The 24395-nt window shown below is 67.4% G+C and carries 22 protein-coding genes; 12 read left to right on the top strand and 10 right to left on the bottom strand.

Annotated elements, in window-relative coordinates; genetic code table 11:
• Nucleotides 1–1197 (bottom strand): aldose epimerase family protein, encoded by a 1197-nt coding sequence (locus F5544_RS23840; RefSeq protein WP_167475255.1) that lies wholly within the window; start codon nt 1195–1197, stop codon nt 1–3.
• Between the two features lie 526 nt (nt 1198–1723).
• Between F5544_RS23840 and F5544_RS23835 the strand changes: the two genes are divergently transcribed.
• From F5544_RS23835 to F5544_RS23805, 7 genes are read left to right on the top strand one after another with little or no spacing between them, the layout of a single operon-like run.
• Nucleotides 1724–2995, top strand: a complete 1272-nt coding sequence (locus tag F5544_RS23835) for a DegT/DnrJ/EryC1/StrS family aminotransferase (protein ID WP_238846613.1) — start codon at nt 1724–1726, stop codon at nt 2993–2995.
• Nucleotides 2992–4155, top strand: a complete 1164-nt coding sequence (locus tag F5544_RS23830) for an MFS transporter (protein ID WP_167475253.1) — start codon at nt 2992–2994, stop codon at nt 4153–4155. The genes F5544_RS23835 and F5544_RS23830 overlap by 4 nt, the downstream gene beginning before the upstream one ends.
• Nucleotides 4152–5078, top strand: coding sequence for a sulfotransferase (locus F5544_RS23825; RefSeq protein ID WP_167475252.1), 927 nt, complete (start codon nt 4152–4154; stop codon nt 5076–5078). Before F5544_RS23830 ends, F5544_RS23825 begins: the two co-directional genes overlap by 4 nt.
• 2 nt (nt 5079–5080) lie before the next feature.
• Nucleotides 5081–5884: an SDR family NAD(P)-dependent oxidoreductase gene (locus F5544_RS23820; RefSeq protein ID WP_167475251.1), complete on the top strand. Its 804-nt coding sequence runs from the start codon at nt 5081–5083 to the stop codon at nt 5882–5884.
• A 30-nt stretch (nt 5885–5914) separates the two neighbouring features.
• Nucleotides 5915–6781 carry a family 3 encapsulin nanocompartment shell protein gene (locus tag F5544_RS23815; protein ID WP_167475250.1) on the top strand — a complete coding sequence of 289 codons (867 nt, stop codon included), beginning with the start codon at nt 5915–5917 and terminating at the stop codon, nt 6779–6781.
• Between the two features lie 9 nt (nt 6782–6790).
• Entirely contained in the window at nt 6791–8092 is a 1302-nt protein-coding gene (locus F5544_RS23810) for an NAD(P)/FAD-dependent oxidoreductase (RefSeq protein ID WP_238846612.1), read from the top strand.
• A 1-nt stretch (nt 8093) separates the two neighbouring features.
• Nucleotides 8094–8786, top strand: a complete 693-nt coding sequence (locus tag F5544_RS23805) for an aspartate/glutamate racemase family protein (RefSeq protein WP_167475249.1) — start codon at nt 8094–8096, stop codon at nt 8784–8786.
• Nucleotides 8787–8882: 96 nt separating this feature from the next.
• On the opposite strand, the gene F5544_RS23800 is transcribed toward F5544_RS23805, so the two are convergent.
• The 4 genes from F5544_RS23800 to F5544_RS23785 all read right to left on the bottom strand — a co-directional run bounded on the left by F5544_RS23800 (nt 8883) and on the right by F5544_RS23785 (nt 13212).
• A complete protein-coding gene (locus F5544_RS23800) occupies nt 8883–9371 on the bottom strand; it encodes an LURP-one-related/scramblase family protein (RefSeq protein ID WP_167475248.1) in 489 nt (162 codons plus the stop codon).
• A gap of 23 nt (nt 9372–9394) precedes the next feature.
• Nucleotides 9395–10579 (bottom strand): alginate lyase family protein, encoded by a 1185-nt coding sequence (locus F5544_RS23795; protein WP_167475247.1) that lies wholly within the window; start codon nt 10577–10579, stop codon nt 9395–9397.
• Nucleotides 10580–10801: 222 nt separating this feature from the next.
• On the bottom strand, nt 10802–12421 hold the full coding sequence (locus tag F5544_RS23790) for an ATP-binding cassette domain-containing protein (RefSeq protein WP_167475246.1): 1620 nt from the start codon (nt 12419–12421) through the stop codon (nt 10802–10804).
• Nucleotides 12422–12624: 203 nt separating this feature from the next.
• Nucleotides 12625–13212, bottom strand: coding sequence for a TetR/AcrR family transcriptional regulator (locus tag F5544_RS23785; protein WP_167475245.1), 588 nt, complete (start codon nt 13210–13212; stop codon nt 12625–12627).
• 71 nt (nt 13213–13283) lie between these two features.
• Here F5544_RS23785 and F5544_RS23780 point away from each other — a divergent pair, with 71 nt between their 5' ends.
• Together F5544_RS23780 and F5544_RS23775 are read left to right on the top strand one after the other, a co-directional pair.
• Nucleotides 13284–14315: an amidohydrolase family protein gene (locus F5544_RS23780; protein WP_167475244.1), complete on the top strand. Its 1032-nt coding sequence runs from the start codon at nt 13284–13286 to the stop codon at nt 14313–14315.
• Between the two features lie 16 nt (nt 14316–14331).
• A complete protein-coding gene (locus tag F5544_RS23775; protein WP_167475243.1) occupies nt 14332–15477 on the top strand; it encodes an SGNH/GDSL hydrolase family protein in 1146 nt (381 codons plus the stop codon).
• Here F5544_RS23775 and F5544_RS23770 read toward each other — a convergent pair.
• The 3 genes from F5544_RS23770 to F5544_RS46000 form a co-directional block, all read right to left on the bottom strand.
• Nucleotides 15467–16405, bottom strand: coding sequence for an NADP-dependent oxidoreductase (locus F5544_RS23770; protein WP_167475242.1), 939 nt, complete (start codon nt 16403–16405; stop codon nt 15467–15469). The genes F5544_RS23775 and F5544_RS23770 overlap by 11 nt on opposite strands.
• A gap of 84 nt (nt 16406–16489) precedes the next feature.
• Complete coding sequence (locus F5544_RS23765) at nt 16490–18826, bottom strand: glycoside hydrolase family 65 protein (RefSeq protein ID WP_167475241.1); 2337 nt, start codon at nt 18824–18826, stop codon at nt 16490–16492.
• On the bottom strand, nt 18823–19578 hold the full coding sequence (locus F5544_RS46000; protein ID WP_238846611.1) for a beta-phosphoglucomutase family hydrolase: 756 nt from the start codon (nt 19576–19578) through the stop codon (nt 18823–18825). The genes F5544_RS23765 and F5544_RS46000 overlap by 4 nt, the downstream gene beginning before the upstream one ends.
• Nucleotides 19579–19749: 171 nt before the next feature.
• Between F5544_RS46000 and F5544_RS23755 the strand changes: the two genes are divergently transcribed.
• The gene (locus F5544_RS23755; RefSeq protein WP_238846610.1) at nt 19750–20703 is read left to right on the top strand and encodes a hypothetical protein; all 954 of its coding nucleotides are present in this window, start codon (nt 19750–19752) and stop codon (nt 20701–20703) included.
• Nucleotides 20704–20710: 7 nt separating this feature from the next.
• Here the strand turns inward: F5544_RS23755 and F5544_RS23750 are convergent, their stop codons facing one another.
• Both F5544_RS23750 and F5544_RS23745 read right to left on the bottom strand, forming a co-directional pair.
• Entirely contained in the window at nt 20711–21325 is a 615-nt protein-coding gene (locus F5544_RS23750) for a DJ-1/PfpI family protein (protein ID WP_167475239.1), read from the bottom strand.
• Nucleotides 21326–21347: 22 nt separating this feature from the next.
• Nucleotides 21348–22364, bottom strand: a complete 1017-nt coding sequence (locus F5544_RS23745; protein ID WP_275106961.1) for a GlxA family transcriptional regulator — start codon at nt 22362–22364, stop codon at nt 21348–21350.
• An 88-nt stretch (nt 22365–22452) separates the two neighbouring features.
• Here F5544_RS23745 and F5544_RS23740 point away from each other — a divergent pair, with 88 nt between their 5' ends.
• Both F5544_RS23740 and F5544_RS23735 read left to right on the top strand, forming a co-directional pair.
• On the top strand, nt 22453–23751 hold the full coding sequence (locus tag F5544_RS23740) for a sensor histidine kinase (protein ID WP_167475237.1): 1299 nt from the start codon (nt 22453–22455) through the stop codon (nt 23749–23751).
• A complete protein-coding gene (locus F5544_RS23735) occupies nt 23717–24394 on the top strand; it encodes a response regulator (RefSeq protein ID WP_167475236.1) in 678 nt (225 codons plus the stop codon). Before F5544_RS23740 ends, F5544_RS23735 begins: the two co-directional genes overlap by 35 nt.
• The last annotated feature ends 1 nt before the right edge of the window (nt 24395 follow it).

The raw sequence follows: 24395 nt of genomic DNA, 5'->3' as shown, positions 1-24395 counted from the left end.
CTAGCCCCTGCCGAGCTCGAAAACGGTTGTCTGATGATAGGTTCGGCCCGGATCGAGTCTCGTGGTCGGGAATTCGGGGTGGTTGGGGGAGTCGGGGAAGTGCTGGGTTTCCAGTGCCAGTCCCGCGCCTTGCCGATAGGCGTGATTACCGGTGCCGATGAATTTTCCGTCCAGGAAATTGCCCGAGTAGAACTGGATTCCGGGTTGGGTGGTGCGGACGGTGAGGGTGCGGCCCGAGGCCGGATCCACTACTTCGGCCGCCTTGACCAGTGAGGTGTCGTCGGTGCGGTTGATCACCCAATTGTGGTCGTAGCCTTGGCCGATCATCAGCTGTGGATCGTCTGTGGTGATTCGCGCGCCGATTTCGGTGGGCGTGGTGAAGTCCATCGGCGTTCCCTTGACCGGGGCGATCTGTCCCGTCGGGATCTGGGTGGCGTCGGTCGGGGTGTAATTGTCGGCGTTGAGCATGAGTTTATGCGCGTAGATGCCGAGGGTGTCCTCACCCGCGAGATTCCAATAGGTGTGATTGGTCAGGTTGAGCACGGTCGGCGCATCGGTGGTCGCCTGGTAGTCGATATTCAGCCGGTTGTTCTGGTCGAGGGTGTAGGTGACGGTCGTGGTCAGCGTGCCCGGATAACCCATTTCCCCTGCGGGACTGATGTATTGCAATTTCAGGCCGACGGTGTCGCCGCCCTGCTGGATACTCGCCTGCCAGACCTTCTGATCGAAACCACTGGTGCCGCCGTGCAGGCTGTTGCCGTTGTTGTTGATCGGCAAGTGGTATTCGGTGCCGTCGAGCGTGAAGGCGCCCTTGGCGATCCGGTTTCCGTAACGCCCGACGATCGCACCGAAGTAGGGCCCGCCCGAGCCGTTCTTGGCGACATAGTCGGCCAGCGTCGGGAAGCCGAGCACCACATTGTCGGTGTGGCCGTTGCGGTCGGGTACCTCCAGCGACTGAATGATGCCGCCGTAGTTGAGGATTCGCACCCGCATGCCGCGACCGTTGGTCAATGTGTAGCGGAGCACTTCGGCCCCGCCCACCTGACCGAACGGCTCACCGGCGATAGCCGGCGCCTGGTTCGGTGTGGTGACGCTGCTGCTGGGCGCCGTGGTCCTGGGTGTCGTGCCGCCGCCGCACGCGACCAAACCCGCCACACCGGCGAGCGCGATGACCCGAGCAATAACGATGCCGCGCATGGAAACTCCCCGCATCCTCATCGAACCCCCGCCAGTCCATTATCGGCGTTCGGGCCGTCCGGCGTGCGGGTTTCGGTCGAAGCGTTCGGGCAACCCGATGGCGTATCACCGGCGGTGGTTTCGGTGCTGAACCGCTTCCCGGGGCCGGTCCGCTGAGCGAACTGCTCGCGGACTCGAAACCGACTCGCGCATTACAGTTTTCGAGGACAGCAAGCAGCGAGACGAGTAAATCGCCTGCGGCACGGCCATATTCGTTATAGCAGACGGGAATCGTTTGTCCCACAAGAAGGCCCGCCGCCCGGCACTCATCCCATGTGTGCCGAGGCGTTCGCCGTGCCCCCAAAAATGGGTTCGGACATTCCGGGCACGGATGGCGGGATGTTGGCGTAGCGTGGCTCGAATCGAGCGTTACCCGCCGGTCCCCGGACCGGCATTTTCGGCAAGGAATACGATGGCGGACAACGAGAGTCACCATTCGGCATCGGCTCCGGTTCTTCCCGGCACACGGTCGGCCCACGGTTCACCTTTGGCTATCTACGGCGGAAATCCGGTTCGGCTGACCGCCTGGCCGACGTACGACAGGGGTGCGGTGTGCGTCCACCCCGACGATGAGGCGGCGGCGCTGCGTGCGATCCGCAGCCACCTCTATTTCCGATACGACTATCGCCCGCCGGACGAGACCGAATGCGGCATGTTCGAGGCGGAGCTGTGCCGCTATTTCGGCTGCCGCCACGCGCTGGCCACCTCGAGCGGCACCACCGCCCTCGCGCTGGCGATCATGGCGGCGGGAATCGAGCCGGGCAGCCTGATCGCCTGTCCCGGTTTCACTTTCGCCGCGACGCCGAGCTCCATCATGCTCGCCGGATGTAAGCCGTTCCTCGTCGACGTCGACGAGAACCTGCACCTCGACGTGGCCGATCTGCGTCGCCGGTGGACACCGGCGGTGCGGGCGATCGTGGTGGTGCACATGCGCGGATTCGCCGGGGATATGGCCGCGCTGACGCGGTTCGCCGAGGAGATGGGTGTGCCGGTCTTCGAGGACGCGGTGCCCGCGCTCGGCGCGGAACTCGACGGCCGCAAACTCGGGACCTTCGGTGTGGCCGGTGCGTTCAGCACCCAGTCGGACAAGTCGCTCAACAGCGGCGAGGGCGGGTTCCTGATCACCGACGACAGCACCCTTTTCGCCCGTGCCACAGTGCTTTCCGGCGCGTACGAGGGCCGGTTGCGGCGGCACTTCCCGGACCGCGAGCCGCCGCTGGTGACCGATCTGGAGCTGCCGCTGTACAGCTTCCGGATGGATGAGATCCGGGCCGCCCTGCTGCGCTCCGAACTGGGACGGCTGCCGATCCGCCTCGCCGCCTTCCGGGAGAACTACGACTACGTCGCCTCGGCGCTGGCCGATCTGGACGGAATCCGGATCCGCCGCCCGGTCGCGCCCGGCGCGTATCTGGGCGAGGCGTTCATCTTCCAGGTCCCCGGCGGCCACGCGGAGTGGTTCGCGCGAGCGCTGTGCCACGAGGGGATCGAGGCGCGCAACCTCGGCTCGGATTCCGATCGCAATATCCGGGCGTTCTGGAATTGGCGGTTCCTGTTCGGCGGGACGGATACCGCGGCGGTCAAGGAACTCCTGCCGAGTACGACCCGCTATCTGCAAGGGGCCGTTGATATTCCGCTCTCGTCCACCTTGTCGCGGGCGGATTGCGATCATCTCGTCGCCGCGGTCGGCAAGGTGGCCGCCGCGCTACCGGACCCGGAAGACCTTGGCGCCGAAGCGAACTCGTGGGCCGGGCAACGATGACGGTCTCCTCCGGGACCGGCGCGTACCCGCGTCTGGCGCTCGCCGGGGTGTACGGCGGATTGTTCTGCGGCTATCTCGGTCTGTCGGCGGCGATTCCGGTGCTGCCCGGTTATGTCAGGGATCAGTTCGGCGCGGGCGATCTCGCGGTCGGGCTCGCGGTGACGGCGACCGCGCTCACCGCGCTGCTCACCCGGCCGGTTTTCGGCGGGCTCGCGGACCGGTACGGGCATCGCTTCGTGATGCGGTCCGGCGCCATGGCCATCGCGGCGGGCGGACTGCTCTACTTTGTGCCGCTGGGATTCATCGGGCTGATCGCGGTGCGCCTGCTGGTCGGCGTCGGCGAGGCGGCGCTTTTCACCGCGGGCGCCGTGTGGACGGTCACGCTCGCACCGCACGAACGCCGCGGCCAGCTGATCGGGTTGTACGGCGTCGCCATGTGGGGTGGTATCTCGGCGGGCACCGCGCTCGGGGCCGCGCTGCGGCATTTCGGCATCGATGCGGTGTGGAGCTTTTGTGCCACAATGCCTTTGGTCGGTCTAGTACTCGTAAGCGTGGTGCCGGTGCCCGCACGCGCCGAATCGTCCGGCGGTGGCGGCGGGTTGCTGGTGCGGCCCGCGGTATTGCCCGGTGTCGCACTCTGCCTCGCGGCCGCGGGCTACGTCGGGTTGGCCGCCTTCGTCATCCGCGAACTACAGCTGCGCGGAATAGGTTCCGGCGCGGTTGTTTTGAGCATCTTCAGCGCGGTGTACGCGGGCACCCGGTTGGTCATCGGGCGGCTGCCGGACCAGCTCGGGCCGCGGCGGGTGGCGTCCTGGTCCGGTGTCGGCGAGGCCGCCGGACTGCTGATCATCGCCTGGGCGCCGAACCTTCCGGTGGCGGTGCTCGGCGCGGTCGTCATGGGAGCCGGATTCTCGCTGCTGCATCCGTCGCTCGCGCTGATCGTCATGAACAATACGGAGAAGTCGAAACAGGGTGCGGCCCTTGGCGCCTACACCTCGTTCTGGGATCTGGGCCTGTTCGTGTGGGGTCCGGTGACCGGCGCGATCGCGAGCGGATTCGGTTATCCGGCGGTCTTCGTCGTCGGCGCGGGTTGCGCGCTGCTCGCAACGGCGCTGGCCCGCACGATCCGGCAATCGCTCGAACAGGAAGTCGGCAGATGACGAACGCACCACTCAAGGTTCTGTGCATTACCGGGTGGTGCCGCAACGGCAGCACCATCATGGGCAATATCCTCAACGAGATCCCGGACTTCTTCCACGTCGGCGAACTGCATTTCCTCTGGAAGAACGCGGCGGGTCGCGGCGCGAACGAAAGTTGCGGCTGCGGGCGGAAATTGGTTGAATGCCCGTTCTGGTCCACCATCCTGCCGATCGGCAGGCCCGCCGGGTTCAGCATGCAGGCCCATGCCGATGTGGTGATCCGGCGGCAGCTCGGCAATGTCCGGACCCGGCACACCTGGCAGGTACTCGGCCGCGGCCTGCACAACGAAGAAATCCGCGCGCATGCCGACCTGATGACGCGGGTCTATCGGGCCATCGCGGAGCGCAGCGAATCGCGGGTGATCGTCGACACCACGAAGATCCCGGGCGAGGCGGCGCTGCTCGGATACCTCGACGGCATCGTCCCGTACTACGTCCATCTGGTGCGCGATCCCCGTGCCGTCGCCCAATCATGGAGCAGGCCAAAGGAATACGTGTACACCATGTCACCGGCCAAGAGCACCGGCTACTGGAGCGGATTCAATCTGGCCTCGCATGCGATCACCCGCCGCCATCCGGAGCGGTCGATGTTCCTGCGGTACGAGGATTTCATCGCCGATCCGGCGGGGACGGTGGACGACCTGTTGCGGCTGTGCGAAACCGACCCGTCGGCGAATCCGCTGACCGATCGAACGATCGAACTGCGCGCGAACCACACGGTGACCGGCAATCCGGACCGCTTCAACACCGGCGTCACCGTCATCCGGCCGACGGACGATACCTGGCGGACCGCGCTGCCGAAATCCGCGCGGACGACGGTGGCCACGCTGTCCTGGCCACTGCTGCGGCGATACGGCTACACCGACCGCAACGGAAGAGCCTAGCGGTGGATCTCGGTCTGACGAACAAGGTCGCGCTGGTGGCCGGCGGTTCGAGCGGTATAGGTCTGGCGATCGCCAGGGAGTTGGCGGCCGAGGGCGCGCACGTCGCCATCGGCGCGCGCGATCCGGACCGGCTGGCGGCGGCCGAGCGCGTCGTGCGGGAGAAGGCGTTGGGCCGGGTGCATGCCACGAGCGTCGACATCACCGATGGCGTCGCGGCCCGGCGCTGGGTCGAGGAGGTGGCCGCCGAATTCGGCGGGCTGCATATCGTCGCGGTGAGCGGCGGCACCCCGCCCACCGGCAGCGCGGTGGCCTTCGACCCGGCGACCTACCGGGCGGCGGTCGACGAGGTGCTGATGCCCGCCGTCGAACTGGCGCTGGCGGCACTGCCCTATTTGCGGGAAAAGGGCTGGGGCCGTGTGCTTTTCGTCGCATCGGAAACGGCGGCGGTACCGATCGGCGGGCTGGCGCTGTCCGGCGTGACCAGGGCGGCGATCACACGGTTCGCCCAATCCCTCGCCGCTGCGGCCGGGCGCGACGGCGTGACCGTCAACGTGCTCGCGCCGAGTTCCACCCGCACCCCGTTGCTGGAACGGGTCCTGGCACAGCGATCCGCGGACGGCGCGATCGATGCGGAATTGGCCGCGCTCGACGCGCACACCGCGGTGGGGCGGATCGCGCGGCCGGACGAAATCGCCGCCCTCGCCGCCTTTTTGGCCAGTGAACGGGCCGCGTACATCACCGGAACGGTGCAACTGATCGACGGCGGCGCGAGCGTGCTCGGCTCGTCCTACGCGCCGGCGAAATAGCAAGCGGCGCCGGATTTCTCAGGAGGCAAGATGTTGAAAACAGAGGGTATCAAGCAGACTCTGGCGCAGGTGGTCGCCGACCGGAAGAACGAGCGGTCGCCGGGCCGGGTATTCGCCGAATGCTGTGCGGAACAAGGGCTCGACGCGGCCGTCGAGTACGACGTGACCATCACCGATTCGCTCACGAGCTCGCGGCGCAAACCGCGCAACCCGGCCCGCAATATGCTGAAAACCATTGACCTGTCCCGTGATCCACGCCACTTCTACTGGCACGAGAGCGCGGGTGACGCGCCGATCGCCGGCGCGGAGGTGCGGCGCGAGCTGGCCAGCGGATTCCACAAGTCGCCGATCCCGGAACTGCTCACCACCACGGCGTGGGTCAGGGTGCCGCCCGAGCTGTGGACGGATCCGGAAACCTTCGAGAACTTCATCAACTATCGATTGATCGTCCGGCTGTGCACTGCCGAGAATCACACCATCATCAGCGGCGAGGGCGGGCTGCTGAATATGCCCGGTATCGAACGGATGACCGCGCCGGGGCCGTTCGCCTCGACGATCCTGCGCGCCTGCAACGAGGTAGAGCAGATGGGCGGCACCGCCGACGGCCTGATCATCAACCCCGTCGACTACTACCTGGCCATGGGAAGCGGTCGGCTGATGGAGGATCTCGAGCAGAACGGGGTGTTCATCGTGCGCACCCGCCTTGTCGAGCCGGGGACCGCGATCGTCGGCGATTTCGGCCACGGCGCACAGCTTTTCGACGCCGGGCGCTCGGTCATCCGCTTCGCCGAACCGCCCGAGGGCACCTTCGCCGAGCCGGGTATCGCGCTGATGGCCCAGATCTACGAGCGGGTGGTGGTCAACCTGCCGACGAACTTCTTCGTCGTCACCGTGTAGGCCGGAATCGTGGTGAACCGAGACCCGGCTCCCGTGCGCGACGATCCGGATGTGGTGGTCGTCGGCGGCGGGGTCGCCGGTCTGTTCTGTGCCTACTATCTGCGCCTCGGCGGTGCGTCGGTGACCGTGCTGGAGCGCGGCGCGCTCGGCGGGCCGCAGTCGTGCTCCTACGGGAATACCGGATTCGTCGGCAGCCACGGCGCCGCGCCGTTGGCCGAGCCGGGCATGCGGTCGCTGCGCGCGCTCGGCATGCTGCGCCCGGACGCGCCCTGGTATATCGAACCGCGCGCGGATGCCGAATTACTACGCTGGCTCTGGCATTTCCGCCGGGCGTGCTCGGCCGAGGCCGCGGCGGCCGGATTCCGGGTGCTGGCCGGGATGAAGCGGCGCAGCCTCGAATTGCTCGACGCCCTGTGTTCATCGGAAAACTTTGCCGCCGAACTGGATTCACCGGGCATCGTGCTGACGTTCAAATCCGCGCGCGGTTTCGCCGAGGCGAGCCGGGCGGTACCCCGCGCGGTGGACAACGGAATACCGCTGCGCGTACTCGGCCCGGATGAACTCGGCGAGCTCGAACCGAAGACGCGGTTCGACATCCATGGCGCCCTGTACAACCCGGAGGGCGCCTATCTGCACGTACCGGAGTTCGTCACCGAATTCGGCCGGATGCTACGGGATTTGGGCGTCGAGATCTGTGAGCACACCGAGGTGACCGGGTTCGAGACCGAGTGGCGGCGGGTCCGGCTGCTGCGAACGAATCGGGGCGAATTCCGTCCCGCGGACGTGGTTGTCGCCGCGGGCGCGTGGTCGGCCGACTGCGCCCGGATGGCCGGTATCGGCCTGCTGTTGCAGCCGGTGAAGGGTTACAGCGTCACCATGGAGCGCCCGGCGAGCGCGCCCAGTCGTCCGGTGCTGTTGAGTGAGGGCAGGATTGCGATGGTGCCGCTGGGCGAGCGCCTGCGCGTCGGTGGACGGCTCGAGCTCACCGGGATGAACGGCGCCGCCGCCGACCGCAGGGTGCGGGCGATGCTGCGAACTGTCCGCGACTATCTGCCCGCACTGGAGGAAACCCGAATCCTGGAGACCTGGAGCGGATTTCGGCCGTGCACGCCGGACAGCCTGCCGCTGATCGGGCGCGCCGGTGATTTCGGCAATCTACTCGTCGCGGCGGGCCACGGCCATATCGGCATGGGGCTGGCGCCCGCGGGCGGGGAACTGGTCGGGCAGCTGCTATCCGGTGCGCAACCGGTCACCGATCCGATTCCGTTGCGGCCGAACCGCTTCGGCGGCGGTCATGCGAAACGAGGTTGATATGACGGATGCGATCGGTGTGCTGTGCCTCGACACCGCGTTCACCAAAAATCCGGGCCATATCCGGAATCCGGCGACATTCGACTTTCCGGTCGTGTACGAGGTGGTGCGGGGCGCGACACCGCGGCGAGTGGTGACCGAGGCCGATCCGGCACTGCTGCGCCCATTCGTCGACGCCGCGCGGAAACTGGAATCCGAAGGCGTCGCGGCGATTACGGCCGCGTGCGGCTTCCTCGTCATCTTTCAGGCGCAACTGGCCGACGCCGTGCGTGTTCCGCTGTTCAGCTCCAGCCTGATCCAGCTGCCGATGGTGCACCGCATGCTGGCCGCGGATCGCACGGTGGGTCTGCTCGTCGCCAGGAAGGAGTCGCTCACCCACCGTCATCTGGCGGCGATCGGCGGTGAATCCGTGCCGGTCCGCGTCGCGGGCATGTCGGAGCATCCCGAATTCCGTGAGGTCGTCCTCGAAGGCCGCCGCACCGAACTCGATGCCGAACGCCTCGGCCGCGAAGTGCTCGACGAGGTGACCGAGCTGGCCGCGCACAACCCGGATATGGGCGCACTCGTCATCGAATGCACCGATCTGGTCCCGTACGCCCACGCCATCCGAAGTCGCATCGGCCTACCCGTCTTCGACATCGTGACGCTCACCGAGATGGTGCATAACACGTTGTGCCGCAAGCCGTTTCGCTAGTGGCGCAGCTGATCTCGCGGTATCGGGTTCCTGGCCAGCTGCCCGGCCGTGAGCACATCCAGTGGCATCACAACCGGGCAGCACCCTGGCAGGGGTCTACTCCCGAGCGCGTTCGGCGGCGACCATTTCGTCGATGCACACGACAAGGGCCAGCGCCAGTGGGACGTCGGGGTGGTAGATCTCGACGCCGTAGCTGTCGCGGATCCGGAACCACCGGTGCGAGGTGTGTGCGACCACGCCCTGCGGACCCTCCAGCGTGTTGTTCTTCTCGATGAGATCGCCGCGCGCGACCCACCGTTCACCGTTGGCGAGGGCGATGGTGAAGCTGTGGCGGACCGGACTGAACAGCTTCGTGCGCACGGTGGCCGCGTGCCGTCCGCCGGACCTGACCACCATGGTGTCGCGCAGTGCGATGAGTCTGCGATGCGCCACCGCGTATATCTCGCCGCCGGGACCCCGCAGCTGGAACCGCCGACGGAAGGTCAGCACCTTCCCGTCGACGAGGAATACCCGGTTCCCCGCGCTGTCGGTGACCCAGTAGTCCTGGCCGAGGCTCAATACGCGCTGTCGCATCACGAATCGCACAGACTCCAGTCTGCCCGCACCCGTCAGGGTGCGCCGGTGTCGGTCAGCGTCTCCCAGCCGATGAAGTAGTTGACCTCGAACGGGCTGTGCGCGGCCACGTATCGTTCGGTCTGCGGCATCGGCATGCCCTCGCGGGAGTGGTATTCGTTGAAGGCGAGCTGCACCGCCGGGCCGAGTCCGGTTTTCACGCTGCCGTCGCACAGCCAGTCCGGCACATCCGCGCCGTTGTCGTAGGCGGTGTGGAACTCCAGCGCTTTGACCAGGCGGTCACGGCCCTCGGACCACAGATCCACGCCCTGCAGCCGCGCGGTTTCGGCCGCCTGCGCCGCGGCCTCGAAACCCCATCCGGTGTGGCCGAAATCGCGGCAGGTCTCCTGGGCCAGTCCGTCGACGAACGTCGACTGGCCCTGCCAGTATTTGATCAGCGCGTCGGGGTCGGTGATGCCCGCGTTCGGCGGCGGCACCGGCCGCGGGCCGTCGGTGGTCAGGTAGATGTATGCGGGTAATCGGTTGCGCCACAGTGTAATTGCCTGTCCGAATAGATCGTTGTCGTCGAGGAATACCGCGATGCCGAGCAGCGCGTCGGCCTGGATCAGTTCCCAATTGCCGTTCTTGCGTGGGCTTCCCGGGGTCAGCAGCGGCGCGTAGACGTCGCGCAGCATGGTGGCGAAGCGATCGATCGAGGCCGCGGCCCAGCCCGCACCGGTGTAGCGGATGAGCTCCGCCGCGCGGGACCAGTTGTTGCCGGACCATCCGGTCTGCAACGGCGCGTTGGTGTTCGTATGTTCGCGAATGGTCGCCGACCAGGCGTCCATGATCTGAATTGCCTTGTCCGCGTACCGCTGGTCCTTGGTGAGCGCCCACGCGAGGGCGTCGGTGTAGGCGGCCATCGAATCGTCGCGTTCGTCGGAGCAGCCGTTGTTCGGTTTGGAGCTCGAGCCGCATTCGACGGTGGCGCGCGGCTTGGCCTGCCAATCGAGTGCGGCATATCGGCTGGCCTGTAGGTCGGCGAAGGCCGACTTCCACGGTTCGGCGCCGGCGGCCAGCCGATCCTGGACGAACGTCAGCTGCTTATCGCCGACCAGCACGCCGGGATGCTGGAACCGCACGACATCCGCTGCCGCCGTGTGTATTTGCGGCCGGACGACGGTGCACACCAGTGCGGCCAGCGCCACGACGACGACCGAAGACTTCCTTGCCCTGACCATCGGAGGATCCTTCCCGTGCTTGCGGGATGTGTTGGCCCACAGTCGATATCCCGCGGCCTGCGAGAAGACGTTAGGAATTTCGATCGCCGCCCGTCCAAGTCCCGTTCGGCATCCACCGATACGCGAACGGCAAGGTTCACCCTCACCAGCGCGATATCGATGCGGGCCGATCTTGCCGAGAGCCATTGGGGAAGTAATCCCCAATGGCCCGATCGACTGTGCCTAGAGGTTCAAGCGCGGCCAGCCGCCGACATCGCGCTGGAATTGGCGATCATGGGTGGCGACGACGATGGCGGCGGCGGTGGCGTGCAGCGCGTCGGTGAGTTCGTCGACGAGTGCGATGGACAGGTGGTTGGTCGGCTCGTCGAGTAGGAGCGCATGCGGGCGTGCGGCCAGGGCCAGCGCCAAGTCGAGGCGGCGTCGCTGGCCCATCGACAGGTCGGCGATGGGTTTGTTCGCATCCCGAGAGGAGAGCAGACCTAGGGTGGAGAAGGGGACCACTTCGCCTTCCGGCAGTAGCCCATCGGCCACCAATTGCGCTGTGTGCGTGGCGTATACGTCTCGGGCGCGGCGTCGCGGCGGCAGCTCGGACTCCTGGCGCAGCAGCCGGAGGCGACCCTTGCGGGCGCGGTGCACCGAACCCGTTGTCGGCGTGAGCGTTCCGGTGAGCACCGCGAGCAGCGTCGACTTGCCCGCACCGTTGCCGCCGGTGATCATCAGGCGGTCACCGGAATCGATGGCGAGATCGACGGGGCGGCGCAACCGCTCGTCGACGGTCACCTTGTCGGCGCGAATCAACGTCACGCCCGAGCGCGACGGGAGTTCCGGCATGGCGAAGCGTTGCGGCGGAACGGGAGCCGTGATCGCATGCCGGTCGAGCGCGTCCTGGCGGCGATGGACGGATCTGGTCAACGCGCCGGCGCGGGTGGCCCGCTGATGTTTTCCGGTGCCCTTGTCCGGCCGCCATCCGGTGACGAGGCGGTTCTGCGCGGCCGACAGATCGTCGGCCAGCCGAGCGCGCTCGGTCTGCTGCTGCTTGTACTCGTGTTCCCAGCGCTCGAGTTCGGCGCGGCGACCTTCGCGGTAGCCCGAGTAGCCGCCGCCGTATACGCGCGGTGCGCCGTCCCGCGTCGGATCCAGATCGAGGATCGTCTCGGCCACGTCGGACAGCAGCGCTCGGTCGTGGCTCACCACCACGACGCCGCCGTGGAAGGCGCGCAGTTGGGTGGTGAGGAATTCCAGTGCGGCATGGTCCAAATGGTTGGTCGGTTCGTCGAGCAGCAGGAAATCGGCTGTGCCGCCGAGCATTACGGCCAGCCGGACCCGATACCGCTGTCCGACCGACAAGGTCGCGAGCGGTCGTTCTCGATCGGTGATCGCACCGAGTCCCGCCAGCGCGATATCGACCCGCCGGTCGGCGTCCCAGGCGTCGAGGAGCTGCACCAGGTCGAGGGCCGCACTGTATTCGTCTGCCGCGCAAGGCTGTTCGGTGGCGAGGGCGGCGGTGGCCGCATCGAGGCGGTGCAGGGCCGCCCGGGCCGGGGCGAGCTGTTCGTCGATGGCGTCGCCGATGGTGCGTTCGTCGTCGGCGGGCATTTCCTGGGTGGCCAAGCTCAGCGAGCCGACTCGGTGTACGGCGCCCGCGTCGGGTGCCAGTTCACCGGCGAGGACATGCAGAAGGGTGGATTTGCCGCGGCCGTTCTCGCCGACGATGCCCCACCGCGAGCGCGGCGTCACCGTCATGTCCACGCCGTCGAGCACGACGCGATCACCGCGTTCGACACGGATGCCCGAGCAGCTCAGCTGTGCCCGTTCGCGGGCAGGGTGAGTCGAGATGTTCATGTTCTTCCTCCGGGCACACCCGTGTCTCGGATACGCGAGAACCGCAGGGGTGCACCTTGATTCGATGGGGGCACGTGGTGGGTGCCGGGTCATCGATGTGGGTTGCTCGCCGCCGTCGGCGCAGCAGTGCCCGTGGGAATCAGAGGAAGAACCGGTAATTCACGGTCGGGAGCTTATATTCGGCGAGCCGTCCGGCCAAACGATTATTCGCGCGCGCTCGGGTCGGCGGGCGGCCAGTTGCGCAGGACGGAGTCGAGGGCGTCGAGGGCGCGGGTCCAGGAGGCGTCGGTGTCGCGGGGGTGGTGGCGGAAGCCGCCGGATTTCTCGAGGCCGACGTAGCCGTGGAATGCGCCGCTGACGAATCGGACGGCATCGGTCTGATCGGGTTCGGCGAGTTTGTAGCCGCGCAGCAGGGCGCGGGTGAGTTCGGCGTGCCTGCGGGCGGGCGCGGCGGCGGGTGAATCGGCGTCGATATCGAGGAGGCAGGCGGCGTAGCGGCCCGGATGTTTTTTGGCGTAGTCGCGGTAGGCGCCCGCGAAGGCGATGAGCGCCTCCTTGCCGGAGCGGCCTGCCAATGCGTCGGCGGCTCGGTCGGCGAGTTCGGTCAGTGCCGATCCGGCCAGGCGTTCGCGCAGGTCGCGCACGTTTTTGAGATGCGAATAGAGGCTCGCGTCCTTGACGCCGAAGCGGCGGGCCAGCGCCATCACGGTGACGTTGTCGAAGCCGACCTCGTCGGCCATCTCCGCCGCCGCCTGGATCAATGTGTCGGTGTTCAAACGGGCGCGTGCCATGAGCCCAAGCCTAAGGTATAGGTGATCAAGTTATTTGCCTAGAGTCTCTAGCTGAAATACCGTGGGGTCTTATGAGCACGCGACCGACTCGATTCGGCCGGATCTATCCGCCCGACGAGCATTGGCTGGCCCGGCAGGAACCGGAGGAGATCCTGCTACCCGAACTGCCCATCGTCGATCCGCACCACCATCTGGGCGATTCGCTTGGATTCCGTTACACCACTTCGGATCTCGCGACGGATATCGGTAGCGGCCATCGGGTGACGGCCACGGTGCACGCCGAATGTCATTGCGCCTACCGCACCGACGGGCCGCCGGAGCTGCGCCCGGTGGGGGAGACCGAACATATTGCGGCCTGGACCGCCGAGACTCACGGTCCGACGCGGGTGGCGGCGGGGATCATCGGCGCGGCGGACCTCGGCCTCGGGGCCGCCGTCGGCCGAGTGCTCGAGGCGCATATTTCCGCCGGGCAGGGCAGGTTCCGCGGTGTGCGGTACAACGCGAGCTGGGATCCGAGCCCGGCAATCCGGCTCGGGCCGCCCACCGCCCGCCCGCACCTGCTGGCCGAGCCTGACGTTCGTGCGGGCGCCCGCACGGTTGCGGAATTCGATCTGGCGCTGGACCTTTGGTTGCTCTTCCCGCAGTTGGATGATGCGGCTGAACTGGCCGACGCGCTGCCACAGGTGCGGCTGGTGTTGGACCACTGCGGTGGCCCGCTCGGCTTCGGCCCGTACGCTGACCGGCGCGCGGAGCATTTCGCGAAGTGGGAGCGGGGAATTCGCGCGCTCGCCCGCAGGCCGAATGTCGTGTGCAAGCTCGGCGGCATTCTAGGCTGTGCCGCCGCGTACGACTACCTCGGTGCCGCTGTGCCGCCGACCTCGAAAGAGCTTGCTGCCCTGTGGCATCCATGGTTCGACGTGTGTATCGATGCCTTCGGCCCGCGGCGCTGCATGTTCGAAAGCAACTTCCCCGTGGAGAAGATGGGCACCGGCTACGCGACCCTGTGGAACGCCTTCAAACGGCTCGCCGCCGGAGCGTCGGACGCCGAACTCGCCGACCTGTTCTCCGGAACCGCCTCACGCACATATCAATTGACGCTCTGAACGATTCGAGGACATCATGACCGACCTGATCGCGACGCCGATCGACGAACGCCTGGTGCGCGGTGCGCTGGAGCTGGAGCGCACCCCGCGCGGCGTACTGCCGCACCGGTTGCCCGCGACGGCGCGGCGGCAATTCGACGACACCTTCCTGACCATGGTCGAGGCCCAGCCCACCGGGGTGCGGCTGGCATTGCGCACCCGCGCAACGGTTGTCGAGCTGGAGGCGCTGCCGACCCGGATCGCCTTCGCGAATGGTCTCGCCCTGCCGGATGGTGTGTACGAACTCGTCGTGGACGGCGAATTATCCGGTGCGGCAAGTATTTCCACCGGGATCGTGCATCTGATCGACGCCGCGGGCGGCACGGCCACCGAAGTGGGCGCGCCCGGGGTCGTCCGCTTCGCCGGACTGCCCGAGGGGGACAAGGACATCGAAATCTGGCTGCCGCATACGGAAGTCGCCGAACTGATCGCCCTGCGCACCGACGCGCCGGTCGAGCCCGCGCGCGTCCGCGACCGGACCTGGCTGCACTACGGCAGCTCGATCAGCCACGGCTCCAACGCCGAACGCCCCACCGCGACATGGGCCGCCATCGCCGCCCGCGCCGCGGGCGTCGATCTGATCAATCTGGGACTGCGTGGCAACGCGCTGCTCGACCAGTTCGTCGCCCGCACCATCCGCGATACCCCGGCCGACGCGATCAGCCTGGCCATCGGCATCAACCTGGTGAACGCCGACGCCATGCGCCTGCGCACCCTCGCCTCGGCCGTGCACGGCTTCCTCGACACCGTCCGCGACGGCCACCCGGACACGCCGCTGCTGATCGTCTCGCCGATCCTGTGCCCGATGCACGAGCACACGCCGGGCCCGATCGAACCCGAAATCGTCGACGGCGCGGTGCTTTTCCGCGCCACCGGCGATCCCGCCGATCCGACCCGCCTGACCCTGATCCGAGTCAGGGATGAACTGTCTCGCATCGTGGCCCGGCGCGCCGGCGATGATCCGAACCTGCACTACCTCGATGGTCTGGAGCTGTATGGCGAAGCCGATTTCGCGGAGCTGCCGCTGCCCGACCGCCTGCATCCGGATGCCGTGACCCACCGGCGCATCGGCGAGCGTTTCGCGACAAAGGTATTCGCCGGGAGCGGGCCCTTCAGATCGTGACGATCGTCTTGCCCCGGCCGCCGCGCACCCGCCCGAGGAGGGCGGGTACGTCGTCGAGACGGACCGCGTGCTCGATCGGCGCAGTGATCCGTTTGCCCGCGATATCGCGGAGCAGTTCGGCGAGATCTCCTGCGCTAGCGGTGTTCTGGAAGTTGCCGCCTTCGAGGTCGAGCCGGTGCAGGTGGGTCGCGTCGGCGGATGCGGTCGTGCTCAGTGCGACGCCGCCGGGGCGAACGGTGCGGGCGAATACCCGGAATTGTGCCGGAGTGCCGACCAGATCTATCAGGACGTCGACGCCATCCGGGTAACCGGCCGTAACCTGGTCGAGCACAACGGATTCGGTGTATTCGACCACCTCCGCCGCACCCAGTGCGCGCAGTCGTTCGACGTCCTGGCGCCGTGCGGTCGCGATGACGTAGCCGCCGTGCAGGGCGGCCAGCTGCACCAGAAAGGATCCGACGCCCCCGGCCGCACCGACGATCAACACCGTCTTACGGCCTTCGGTGCCCACCCACTGGGACAGGCAATGCGCGGCGGTCCCGGCCACCGGAACCGCCGCCGCGATATGCGCCGACAGCCCATCGGGGATCGCGGCGACGAGCCCGTGCGCCGAGATCACGGCGTATTCGGCGAAGCAGCCGCGTCCGAGCGGCGGGGTGTCGAATCTGCCCGCGACGCGTTGGCCGATGCGGAATCCCGTTACCCGGCTGCCCATTCCGACGACGACACCGGCGCCGTCGGTTCCCGGCACCAGCGGAAAACGATGCGGCAGCCGAACGCGCAGATCGCCGTTCGCGATGCGCCGGTCGACCGGGTTGAGCGCGGCCGCCTCCACCCGGACCAGCAGTTCGTCGCGGCCGGGCGCCGGCCGGTCGGTCGCGGTGAGTTCGGCGGGCGCGCCGAAGGACGACACGGTGACAGCGCGCATCCCGTACTCCTTTTCGCCGGTGGCCGTGGATAGTCGATCGCTGAACATTCGTTGTTCGCCGAGTGCCGGATTTGCGAGAAGTGTTCAGGGCCTGCGGTAGGGCTCGCGTCCGTGTGGCAGTCGTGGGCCCGGCCGGGGCGGGCGCTGCGGAATCGGGAGTCTCGTCGAGGCATCGCCGATCGTGTGGCGCTCGCCGTGGTGCCGCAGCGCGACCGCACCGCCGGACAACACCCGATAGGTGGCGGTCTCAGCATCGATATCGACGCGAATGCAATTGCCGCGCCAGACAATTCGGAACGAGATGCGGTTCAGCGCGGTGGGCAGCCGAGGCGCGAAGCGCAGCTCACCGTCGTTGTCGCGCATGCCGCCGAAGCCGCCGACGCACGCGATCCAGGTTCCGGCGAGCGAGGCGATGTGCAGCCCGTGTGCCGCATTGTTGTGCAGGTCGTGCAGGTCGGTGAGCGCGGCCTCGGTGAAGTAGTCGAAGGCCAGCGACAGGTGCCCGACCTCGGCGGCGAGCACCGCCTGGATGCCCGCCGAGAGCGAGGAATCGCGGACGGTCACCGCCTCGTAGTAGTCGAAGTCGCGAACCTTCTCTTCCGCGGTGAACGCGTTGGGGCACAGATACATTGCCAGCGTCAGGTCGGCCTGTTTGACGACCTGTTTGCGGTACAGATCGAAATACGGATAGTGCAGCAGCAACGGGTAGTTCTCGGCGGGGGTCGCGGCGAAATCCCAGCGCGCGTAACGGGTGAAGTTCTCGGACTGCTCGTGCACCCCGAGATCCTCGTTGTAGGGCAACGACATTCGTTTCGCTTGGTCGCGCCAGCGGGCGGTCTCCTCGGCGGAGACACCCAACCGCCCCGCCACGTCCGGACGGCGGGCGCAGGCCTGTGCGGCCTCGTGCAGATTCCGCTGCGCCATCAGATTCGTGTAGATGTTGTTGTCGGCCAGCGCGGAATACTCGTCGGGCCCGGTCACGCCATCGATCCGGAAATCACCCGAGGGATCGAAGTGGCCGATACCGGCCCACAACCGCGCGGTTTCGACCAGAAGTTCTACGCCGCAGTCGGTTTCGAACGGCTCATCACCGGTGGCGGCGAGATATCGGACGGTGGCGTCGGCGATATCGGCATCGACGTGCACGGCTGCTGTCGCGGTCGGCCAATAGCCGGAGCCCTCGTCGCCGTTGATGGAACGCCACGGGAACATGGCCCCCGGCTGGCCGAGTTCGCGGGCCCGCCGTCGCGCCTTGTCCAGCGTGGCATGGCGCCAGCGCAGCGCGTCCCCGGCCGCGTTCGGCACCGTGTAGGTGAGCACCGGAAGTACGAAAGTCTCGGTGTCCCAGAATGAATGGCCGTCGTAGCCCGGTCCGGTGAGGCCCTTCGCCGGAATCGCGCGGGTCTCACCGCGCGCACCCGCCTGCAGGATATGGAACAGCGCGAACCGCACGGCCTGTTGGAGTTCCGGATCGCCATCGATCTCGATATCGGCGGTGCGCCAGAACTCGTCGAGGTAGGCGCGCTGGCGGGCCAGCAACCTATCCCAGCCGGTGTCGAGGCCCGCGGCCAGCGCCGCATCCACCTGGGCCCGCAACGCGGGCGTCGAGCGCCTGCTCGACCAGCCGTACGCACAGTATTTCGTCAGGCACAGCCGCTGACCCTCGGGTACGTCGGCCGCGATCGTCACCCGGGCCAGATCCTCGCCTGCGCGCACATCGCATCGTGCGGACCCGGCGAAGTCGAGTTCATGATCCATACCGGCGGCCATCCGCAGCCCGGAACCGCGGGTGTGATGGGCGAGGACCGCGGCGAGGTCGTGCGCCGCGGCGAAATCCGCGACGAGCGGGCGGTCGAGTGCCGCAGCGAGTCTGGGGTCGCCGGGCGTGGTCTCCACCGGCTCGTTGGCGAGCAGATCCGATTGGACGACCAGCTCCAGATCGGCGTCGAGCGGCTGCACCTCGTACCGGATCGCCGCAAGCGCGCGTTCGGTGAACGACACCAGCCGCTCCGAGCGAATGCGCACCGTGCGACCCGTGGGCGAGGTCCACACCGTCATGCGCCGCATCGTGCCGGACCGGAAGTCCAGCACGCGTTCGTGATCGATGGTCTTGCCGTAGCGCATATCCATCGGTTCGTCCTCGACGAGCAGCCGGACGATCTTGCCATCGGTCACGTTCACCACGGTCTGGCCCTGTTCCGGATAGCCGAATCCGGTTTCCGCATAAGGCAATTGCCGTGTTTCGTAGAATCCGTTGAGGTAGGTGCCGGGCAGCCCGATCGGCTCACCCTCGTCCAGGGTGCCGCGCAGGCCCAGATGACCATTGGCCAGTGCGAATATCGACTCCGCGCGGTGCAGCCTGTCGAAATCCATTCCGCACCAGCGCAATTGCCACGGCGCGATCTCGAACCCCGCGGTCATCGCGCCAGCTCCGCCGGATCGGCGACGACCATATCCGCACCGGCCGCGCGCAACGCCTCGGCATGCGCACCGTCGCCGGTTCGGTCGACGCCGACCACGAAGCCGAAATCCCCGGCCCGGCCCGCCGCGACCCCGGCGACGGCATCCTCGAAAACCGCCGCTCGCGGCGGTCGCACGCCGAGTGCTTCCGCGCAGGCGCGGAACGCGTCCGGCGCCGGTTTGCCGCGCAGTCCGCGCCGCGCGATCTCCTGCGCATCGATCCGCGCGTCGACGAATCGGGTGAGACCGGCGGCGGCCAAGACGGCGACCGCATTGGCCGACGAGGTCACTACGCCGATCTTCAGCCCCGCGGCGCGCACCGCGGACAAATACTTCACCGCACCCGGATACACGTGCACGCCTTCGCGATCGATGATCGAAAGCAGCAGCCGATTCTTCCGGTTACCGAGACCCTGCACGCTCGAATCGCTGGGCGGGTCACCGGATTCGCCCTCCGGTAGGGCAATACTCCTGGAGCGCAGGAACTCTCGGACCCCGTCCGCCCGCGGCCGCCCATCGACGTACCGTAGGTAATCGTCGTCGGTGAACGGCTGGAACCCGGCCCCGCACCGGCGCGCCAGAAATCCGTCGAACACCTCCCGCCACGCGCGCCGATGCGCGACTGCGGTATTCGTCAACACACCGTCTAGATCGAACAGCGCCACCGAGATGGCGGCCGGCAAACCGAGTCGAGCATCCGCGGGTTGGGCCACGGGGCCGCGATACCCCGGGAACCGAGCGGCCAAACGCGGCGGCCGGTTGGTGCGTTCGACCAGGTGATCGGGCGGTGGGTTGGCGGATTGACGATGGTGGCGCCGGGGAGCGGGCGGGCATGATCCGACTTGTTCGGCCAGCGAAACGAACCTCTCCGAATGGACGTGTCGATGACCATATCTCGCCGAGGAGTGTTGAAGTTGGGCGCGGCGACGGTCGCGCTGACCGTCGCGGATCGCGGACTTTCGGATGCCGCGCCCGTCGACGGGCGCTTCGAGCTCACCGCGCCTTCGGCGATGCTGATCCGGCAGCGGGCGTTGCACGACCGAACGGTGTTGCAGTCCTTCGCATTCGACAACGACAACGGGCATATCTACGCGGTGCAGTTGAAGAACGGCTCGGGTTCCGGCGCGGCGGGGGATATGTGCCTGACCAAGCTGTCGATGAGCGGGGAGATCCTCGGGCATATGTATCTGATGGGCTTCGGCCACGGCGTCCAGATCGGGGTGGAGCCCGCAGGGTCGTCCGCATATCTGTGGACGGAAACCGATGCCGCGCCGCCCGGCGACGGAGATGTCACCCAGGGTAACCGGATCGCCAGATTCGAGTTCGCCGACGGCGCGACGCTGACCACATCGTCGGCGGAACTCACCAAGTACACCCTGGTCCCCGGCGCGATCAAGACGACCCCGGCGATCGATCCCTCGACCAACCACCTGACCATGCGCTATGAGCAGGCGGGCGCCTTCCGGTACGCGGTGTTCGACCTGGCGGCCGTCGAAGCGGGCTCGCCGACGCGGTTGTACGACATCGCCCAACCGGACGGCCTCGGCACCTTCCAAGGACACACCACCTACGGAAACTACCTCTACCTGCTGTCCGGCGACCCGTACAGCGACTCGAATCCCGCACCCGGCAACACCTACATCACCAGCGTCGACCTACGCACCGGACAGCGGATCCAACACGAACTCAGCCGAGCGGGCAAATCACTGGACTATCGCGAACCGGAGGGCATGGCCATCCGAATCGACTCCGGCGCACCACATTTGTGCTTCGGATTCGCCTCGGGCCAAGTGGGAGCGCGAGTGGCCAGCATCTATTACAAGTCCGAGCTGGTCTGAGGTCGAGTCAGCGGGGCGTCGGCAGTGGTTCGTCGGCGAGGTAGGGCGGCGCGGGCTCGTATTGGAGGACGCGGCGGACCGCGCGGGCGTGGTCGCGGCCGTGCAGGGCTCCCACCAGCCACAGGGCGCTGTCGATGCCCGCGGATACGCCCTGGCTGGTGAGCAGGTTTCCGTCGACCACGTAGCGGGCGTCGCGCACGACGGTGTGGTCGCCGAGGGCTTCGAGCCGATCCTCGTAGGCCCAGTGGGTGGCGACGCGCCGACCGTGGGTGAGACCGGCCGCGCGGAGCAGGAATGCGCCGGTGCACACCGAGGTGGTCCAAGCGGCGGTGGCCGAGGTCTGGACCAGCCAGTCGATGACATTCTTGTTCTGCGGCAAGGTTTCCCGGGCCGCGGCGCCACCGGGGACCAGGACCACGTCCAGGGGCGGGTGGTCGTCGAGGGTGTGATCGGGAATCATTCGCATCCCCTTCGCGCAGCGAATCGGTTGCGGCTGTTCGGCTATCAGCACGGCGGTATCGGCGTCGCCGCGCTGTGCCGCCGAGGCGGTGAACACCTCCCACGGGCCGACGATATCGAGTTCCTCGGCGTTGTCGAAGATCAATAGTCCGTATGTGGTCATGGCTGCTCCAGGGTTGTCGGAATCAGATCCGGGTTGTGTTGGAAGAGAACCGGTCTCGGTAATCGGACGGGGCGATGCCCAGGTGGCGGTGGAAGGTTCGGCGCATGGATTCGGCGGTGCCGAATCCGCAACGGCGCGCGACGGTTTCGAGGGGGTCGTCACTTTCGGTGAGCGCTCGCTGCGCGGCTTCCAGATGTACGCGCTCCAGATAGCCCGCCGGCGCGATACCCAGTTCGGCGGTGAATCGCCGTTGCAGATGTCGCGTGCTGAGCCCGGCGTAGCGGGCGAGATCGTCGAGGCGGTGCCGGTCGCCGGGGCGGGCGTGAATTCTGGATACGACCATGCGGATCGGGTCGCTGGTCGCGGGCGGTGTGCTCAACGCCGCACTGAACTGGGACTGGTTTCCGGGGCGCCGCAGGAACAGCACCAGGTGACGCGCCACCGCATGTGCCACTTCGTGGCCGAGGTCGTTCTCGACCAACGCCAGGGCGAGATCCATCCCCGCGGTTACGCCCGCCGAGGTCCATACCTTGCCGCTGTTGATGAAGATCGGATCGGGATCGACGAGCACCCTGGGATATTCGGCGGCCAGCTGCCGCGCCCGAGACCAGTGGGTGGTCACCCGGCAGCCGTCGAGCTGTCCTGCCGCCGCGAGCAGAAACGCGCCACTGCAGACCGACGCGATGCGCCGGGCGCCGGTGCATGCGGCCCGCAGCCACCGCGTGAGGTCGGTCTCGTCGACCGCCTGGTACACGCCGGAGCCGCCGACCACGACGACCGTATCGATCCGCTCGGGCGGGAGATCCCGAACCCCGTGCGGGGCAATGATTCCCAGGCCGTTGCTGGCCTGCACCGTCCCGGCCCGCGCCGCCATGACGCGCACATCGTAGATCTGGTCCGCGCGTTGATTCGCCGCGTCGAAGACCTCCATCGGTCCGACGAGGTCCAACGACTGGAATCGATCGAAGACTACGAAAACGATCCGCCGCTGCTGCACGCCTCCAGGATCTCCGAGCTCCGACGATGGCGTCAACGACATAGACCCCACATATTGCGCCATCGGTCCGCGCAACCGGTTCGGTAGTCCGGGTCAACCGTGGTGGTAGGCGGCAGCACACCGTCGGTTGATGACCGCGCGACCGGTGCCGGAATATGGTGATCCGGTGTGGAGCGGTGCGGCGCCGGGACGGCGTTGGAAGGCTGCGGCGCCATTGCTGCTCGATATCGGCGGGTCGATCGTCATCACCGCGATGGTGTTGCTGGCGGCGGGCAGTAACTATGCGACGGGGCCGTTGCGGCTGGATGTACTCGGCGCCGCCTTCATCGCGGTCGCGAATCTGCCGGTGATGCTGCGCCGCCGGGCGCCGATCACGGCGCTGGTGGTCTGTTGCGCCGGTATGTCGCTGTTCGCGGCGTCGGGATATTGGGAGGCGTTGAACGGTTCGGGTTCGTTATGGGCGCTGTACACGGTCGCCACGCGTTACCGGCCGACCAGGTCGATCCCGGCGGCCGCACTGCACGTCGCCACCCAGATCTTCGCGGCAATGATCACCGGAGCGGTCGCGCTGTGGCTGATCCTGGCCCTCGCACCGATGTTCAGTGCGGGCGCATGGGCGTTGGGGAATCTGAAACGGGTGCTGGACGAGCGCAACGAACGGCTGGCGGCATTGACCGAGCAGCTGGAGCGGGACCGAATCGAGCGTGCCCGTCGCGCGGTCGTCGAGGAGCGGGTCCGGCTCGCACGGGAACTGCACGATGTTGTGGCACACCACATGTCGGCGATCTCGATTCAGGCCGGTCTGGCGCGCTACGTCTTCCACACCGATCCCGGCACCGCCTACACCGCCGTACAGGCCATCGGCGATGCCAGCGGAAAAGCCATGGAGGATATGCGGCGGCTGCTGACCCTGCTCCGTCTCGACCCCGATCATCCACCGAACGCGAAACTGCTCGAAGTGGAGCCCGGCATCGATCGGCTCGGCGAGCTCGTGGACGGCATCACCGCGGCGGGCGTGCCGACCACCCTCGCCGTCACCGGGGCCGTCCGCGAACTGACCTCGGGCGCCGAACTGTGCATCTATCGGGTCGTCCAGGAATCGCTCACCAACGTGCTCAAACACGCGGGCGCCGCGCACGCCGCCGTGACCGTCGATTTCCGCCCGTCCGAGGTGGTGGTACGGATCGTCGACGACGGCAGAGGCGCTGTGCCGGGCGGGAATTCGGCCACTCAGGGGCACGGGCTGATCGGTATGCGGGAGCGAGCCAGGCTGTACGGCGGTACACTCACCGCAAATACCCAGGTGCAGAAGGGGTTTGGAGTTGTGCTGACGCTGCCGATGTCCGCCGGGACCGTCGCCCGCGGACCGGAGGGGACCACCCGGTCCGCGGGCGATGGGCGGTCGGGTGACCAGCGTATTGGTCGTTGACGACCAGCCACTCGTCCGTGGCGGTCTGGCCGCGCTGATCCGCTCGAGCCCACAACTCGAGGTGGCGGGCGAGGCCGCCACCGGTGACGAGGCGATCGCCATGGCGGCGGCCCATCGACCCGATGTGGTCCTGATGGATATCCGCATGCCCGGCACCGACGGCATCACCGCCACCGAACGCATCCTCGCCGCGGCGACCACCTACCGGCCGCAGATACTCATCTTGACCACATACGATCTCGACGAATACGTCTACACCGCGCTGCGTGCGGGCGCGTCCGGATTTCTGCTGAAAGACGCCTCGCCAGAACAGGTTCTGGCCGCGATCCACGCGGTCGCCGCGGGCGACATACTGCTCGCGCCGACCGTCACCCGGCGGCTGATCGAGGAGTTCGCGAACCGGACCGACCTGCGCAGGCAACCGCATCCGGATCTGGCCGCGCTGACCACCCGGGAGATCGAGGTGCTCCGGCTGGTCGGCACCGGCATATCGAATACCGAGATCGCCAGCCACCTCAGCGTCAGCGACGGCACCGTCAAAACCCACCTGTACCGCGCGATGACGAAACTTCAGCTCAGCAGCCGCGCCCAAGCCGTCGTGCTCGCATATGAATCCGGCCTGATCAGACCACGAAATGCCTGAT

It is taken from the genome of Nocardia arthritidis (assembly GCF_011801145.1).
GTDB classification, from domain to species: domain Bacteria; phylum Actinomycetota; class Actinomycetes; order Mycobacteriales; family Mycobacteriaceae; genus Nocardia; species Nocardia arthritidis_A.
The sequence above is the reverse complement of the archived record's forward strand: the minus strand, read 5'-3'. Positions and strand labels throughout refer to the sequence as shown.

Excerpts from the sequence above, each read along its gene's own strand:
- F5544_RS23840 (WP_167475255.1), bottom strand. The coding sequence starts at position 1,197 with ATGCGCGGCATCGTTATTGCTCGGGTCATCGCGCTCGCCGGTGTGGCG.
- F5544_RS23830 (WP_167475253.1), top strand. The coding sequence starts at position 2,992 with ATGACGGTCTCCTCCGGGACCGGCGCGTACCCGCGTCTGGCGCTCGCC.
- F5544_RS23825 (WP_167475252.1), top strand. The coding sequence starts at position 4,152 with ATGACGAACGCACCACTCAAGGTTCTGTGCATTACCGGGTGGTGCCGC.
- F5544_RS23815 (WP_167475250.1), top strand. The coding sequence starts at position 5,915 with ATGTTGAAAACAGAGGGTATCAAGCAGACTCTGGCGCAGGTGGTCGCC.
- F5544_RS23805 (WP_167475249.1), top strand. The coding sequence starts at position 8,094 with ATGACGGATGCGATCGGTGTGCTGTGCCTCGACACCGCGTTCACCAAA.
- F5544_RS23795 (WP_167475247.1), bottom strand. The coding sequence starts at position 10,579 with ATGGTCAGGGCAAGGAAGTCTTCGGTCGTCGTCGTGGCGCTGGCCGCA.
- F5544_RS23790 (WP_167475246.1), bottom strand. The coding sequence starts at position 12,421 with ATGAACATCTCGACTCACCCTGCCCGCGAACGGGCACAGCTGAGCTGC.
- F5544_RS23785 (WP_167475245.1), bottom strand. The coding sequence starts at position 13,212 with ATGGCACGCGCCCGTTTGAACACCGACACATTGATCCAGGCGGCGGCG.
- F5544_RS23780 (WP_167475244.1), top strand. The coding sequence starts at position 13,284 with ATGAGCACGCGACCGACTCGATTCGGCCGGATCTATCCGCCCGACGAG.
- F5544_RS23775 (WP_167475243.1), top strand. The coding sequence starts at position 14,332 with ATGACCGACCTGATCGCGACGCCGATCGACGAACGCCTGGTGCGCGGT.
- F5544_RS23770 (WP_167475242.1), bottom strand. The coding sequence starts at position 16,405 with ATGCGCGCTGTCACCGTGTCGTCCTTCGGCGCGCCCGCCGAACTCACC.
- F5544_RS23765 (WP_167475241.1), bottom strand. The coding sequence starts at position 18,826 with ATGACCGCGGGGTTCGAGATCGCGCCGTGGCAATTGCGCTGGTGCGGA.
- F5544_RS23755 (WP_238846610.1), top strand. The coding sequence starts at position 19,750 with ATGACCATATCTCGCCGAGGAGTGTTGAAGTTGGGCGCGGCGACGGTC.
- F5544_RS23750 (WP_167475239.1), bottom strand. The coding sequence starts at position 21,325 with ATGACCACATACGGACTATTGATCTTCGACAACGCCGAGGAACTCGAT.
- F5544_RS23745 (WP_275106961.1), bottom strand. The coding sequence starts at position 22,364 with ATGTCGTTGACGCCATCGTCGGAGCTCGGAGATCCTGGAGGCGTGCAG.
- F5544_RS23740 (WP_167475237.1), top strand. The coding sequence starts at position 22,453 with ATGACCGCGCGACCGGTGCCGGAATATGGTGATCCGGTGTGGAGCGGT.
- F5544_RS23735 (WP_167475236.1), top strand. The coding sequence starts at position 23,717 with ATGGGCGGTCGGGTGACCAGCGTATTGGTCGTTGACGACCAGCCACTC.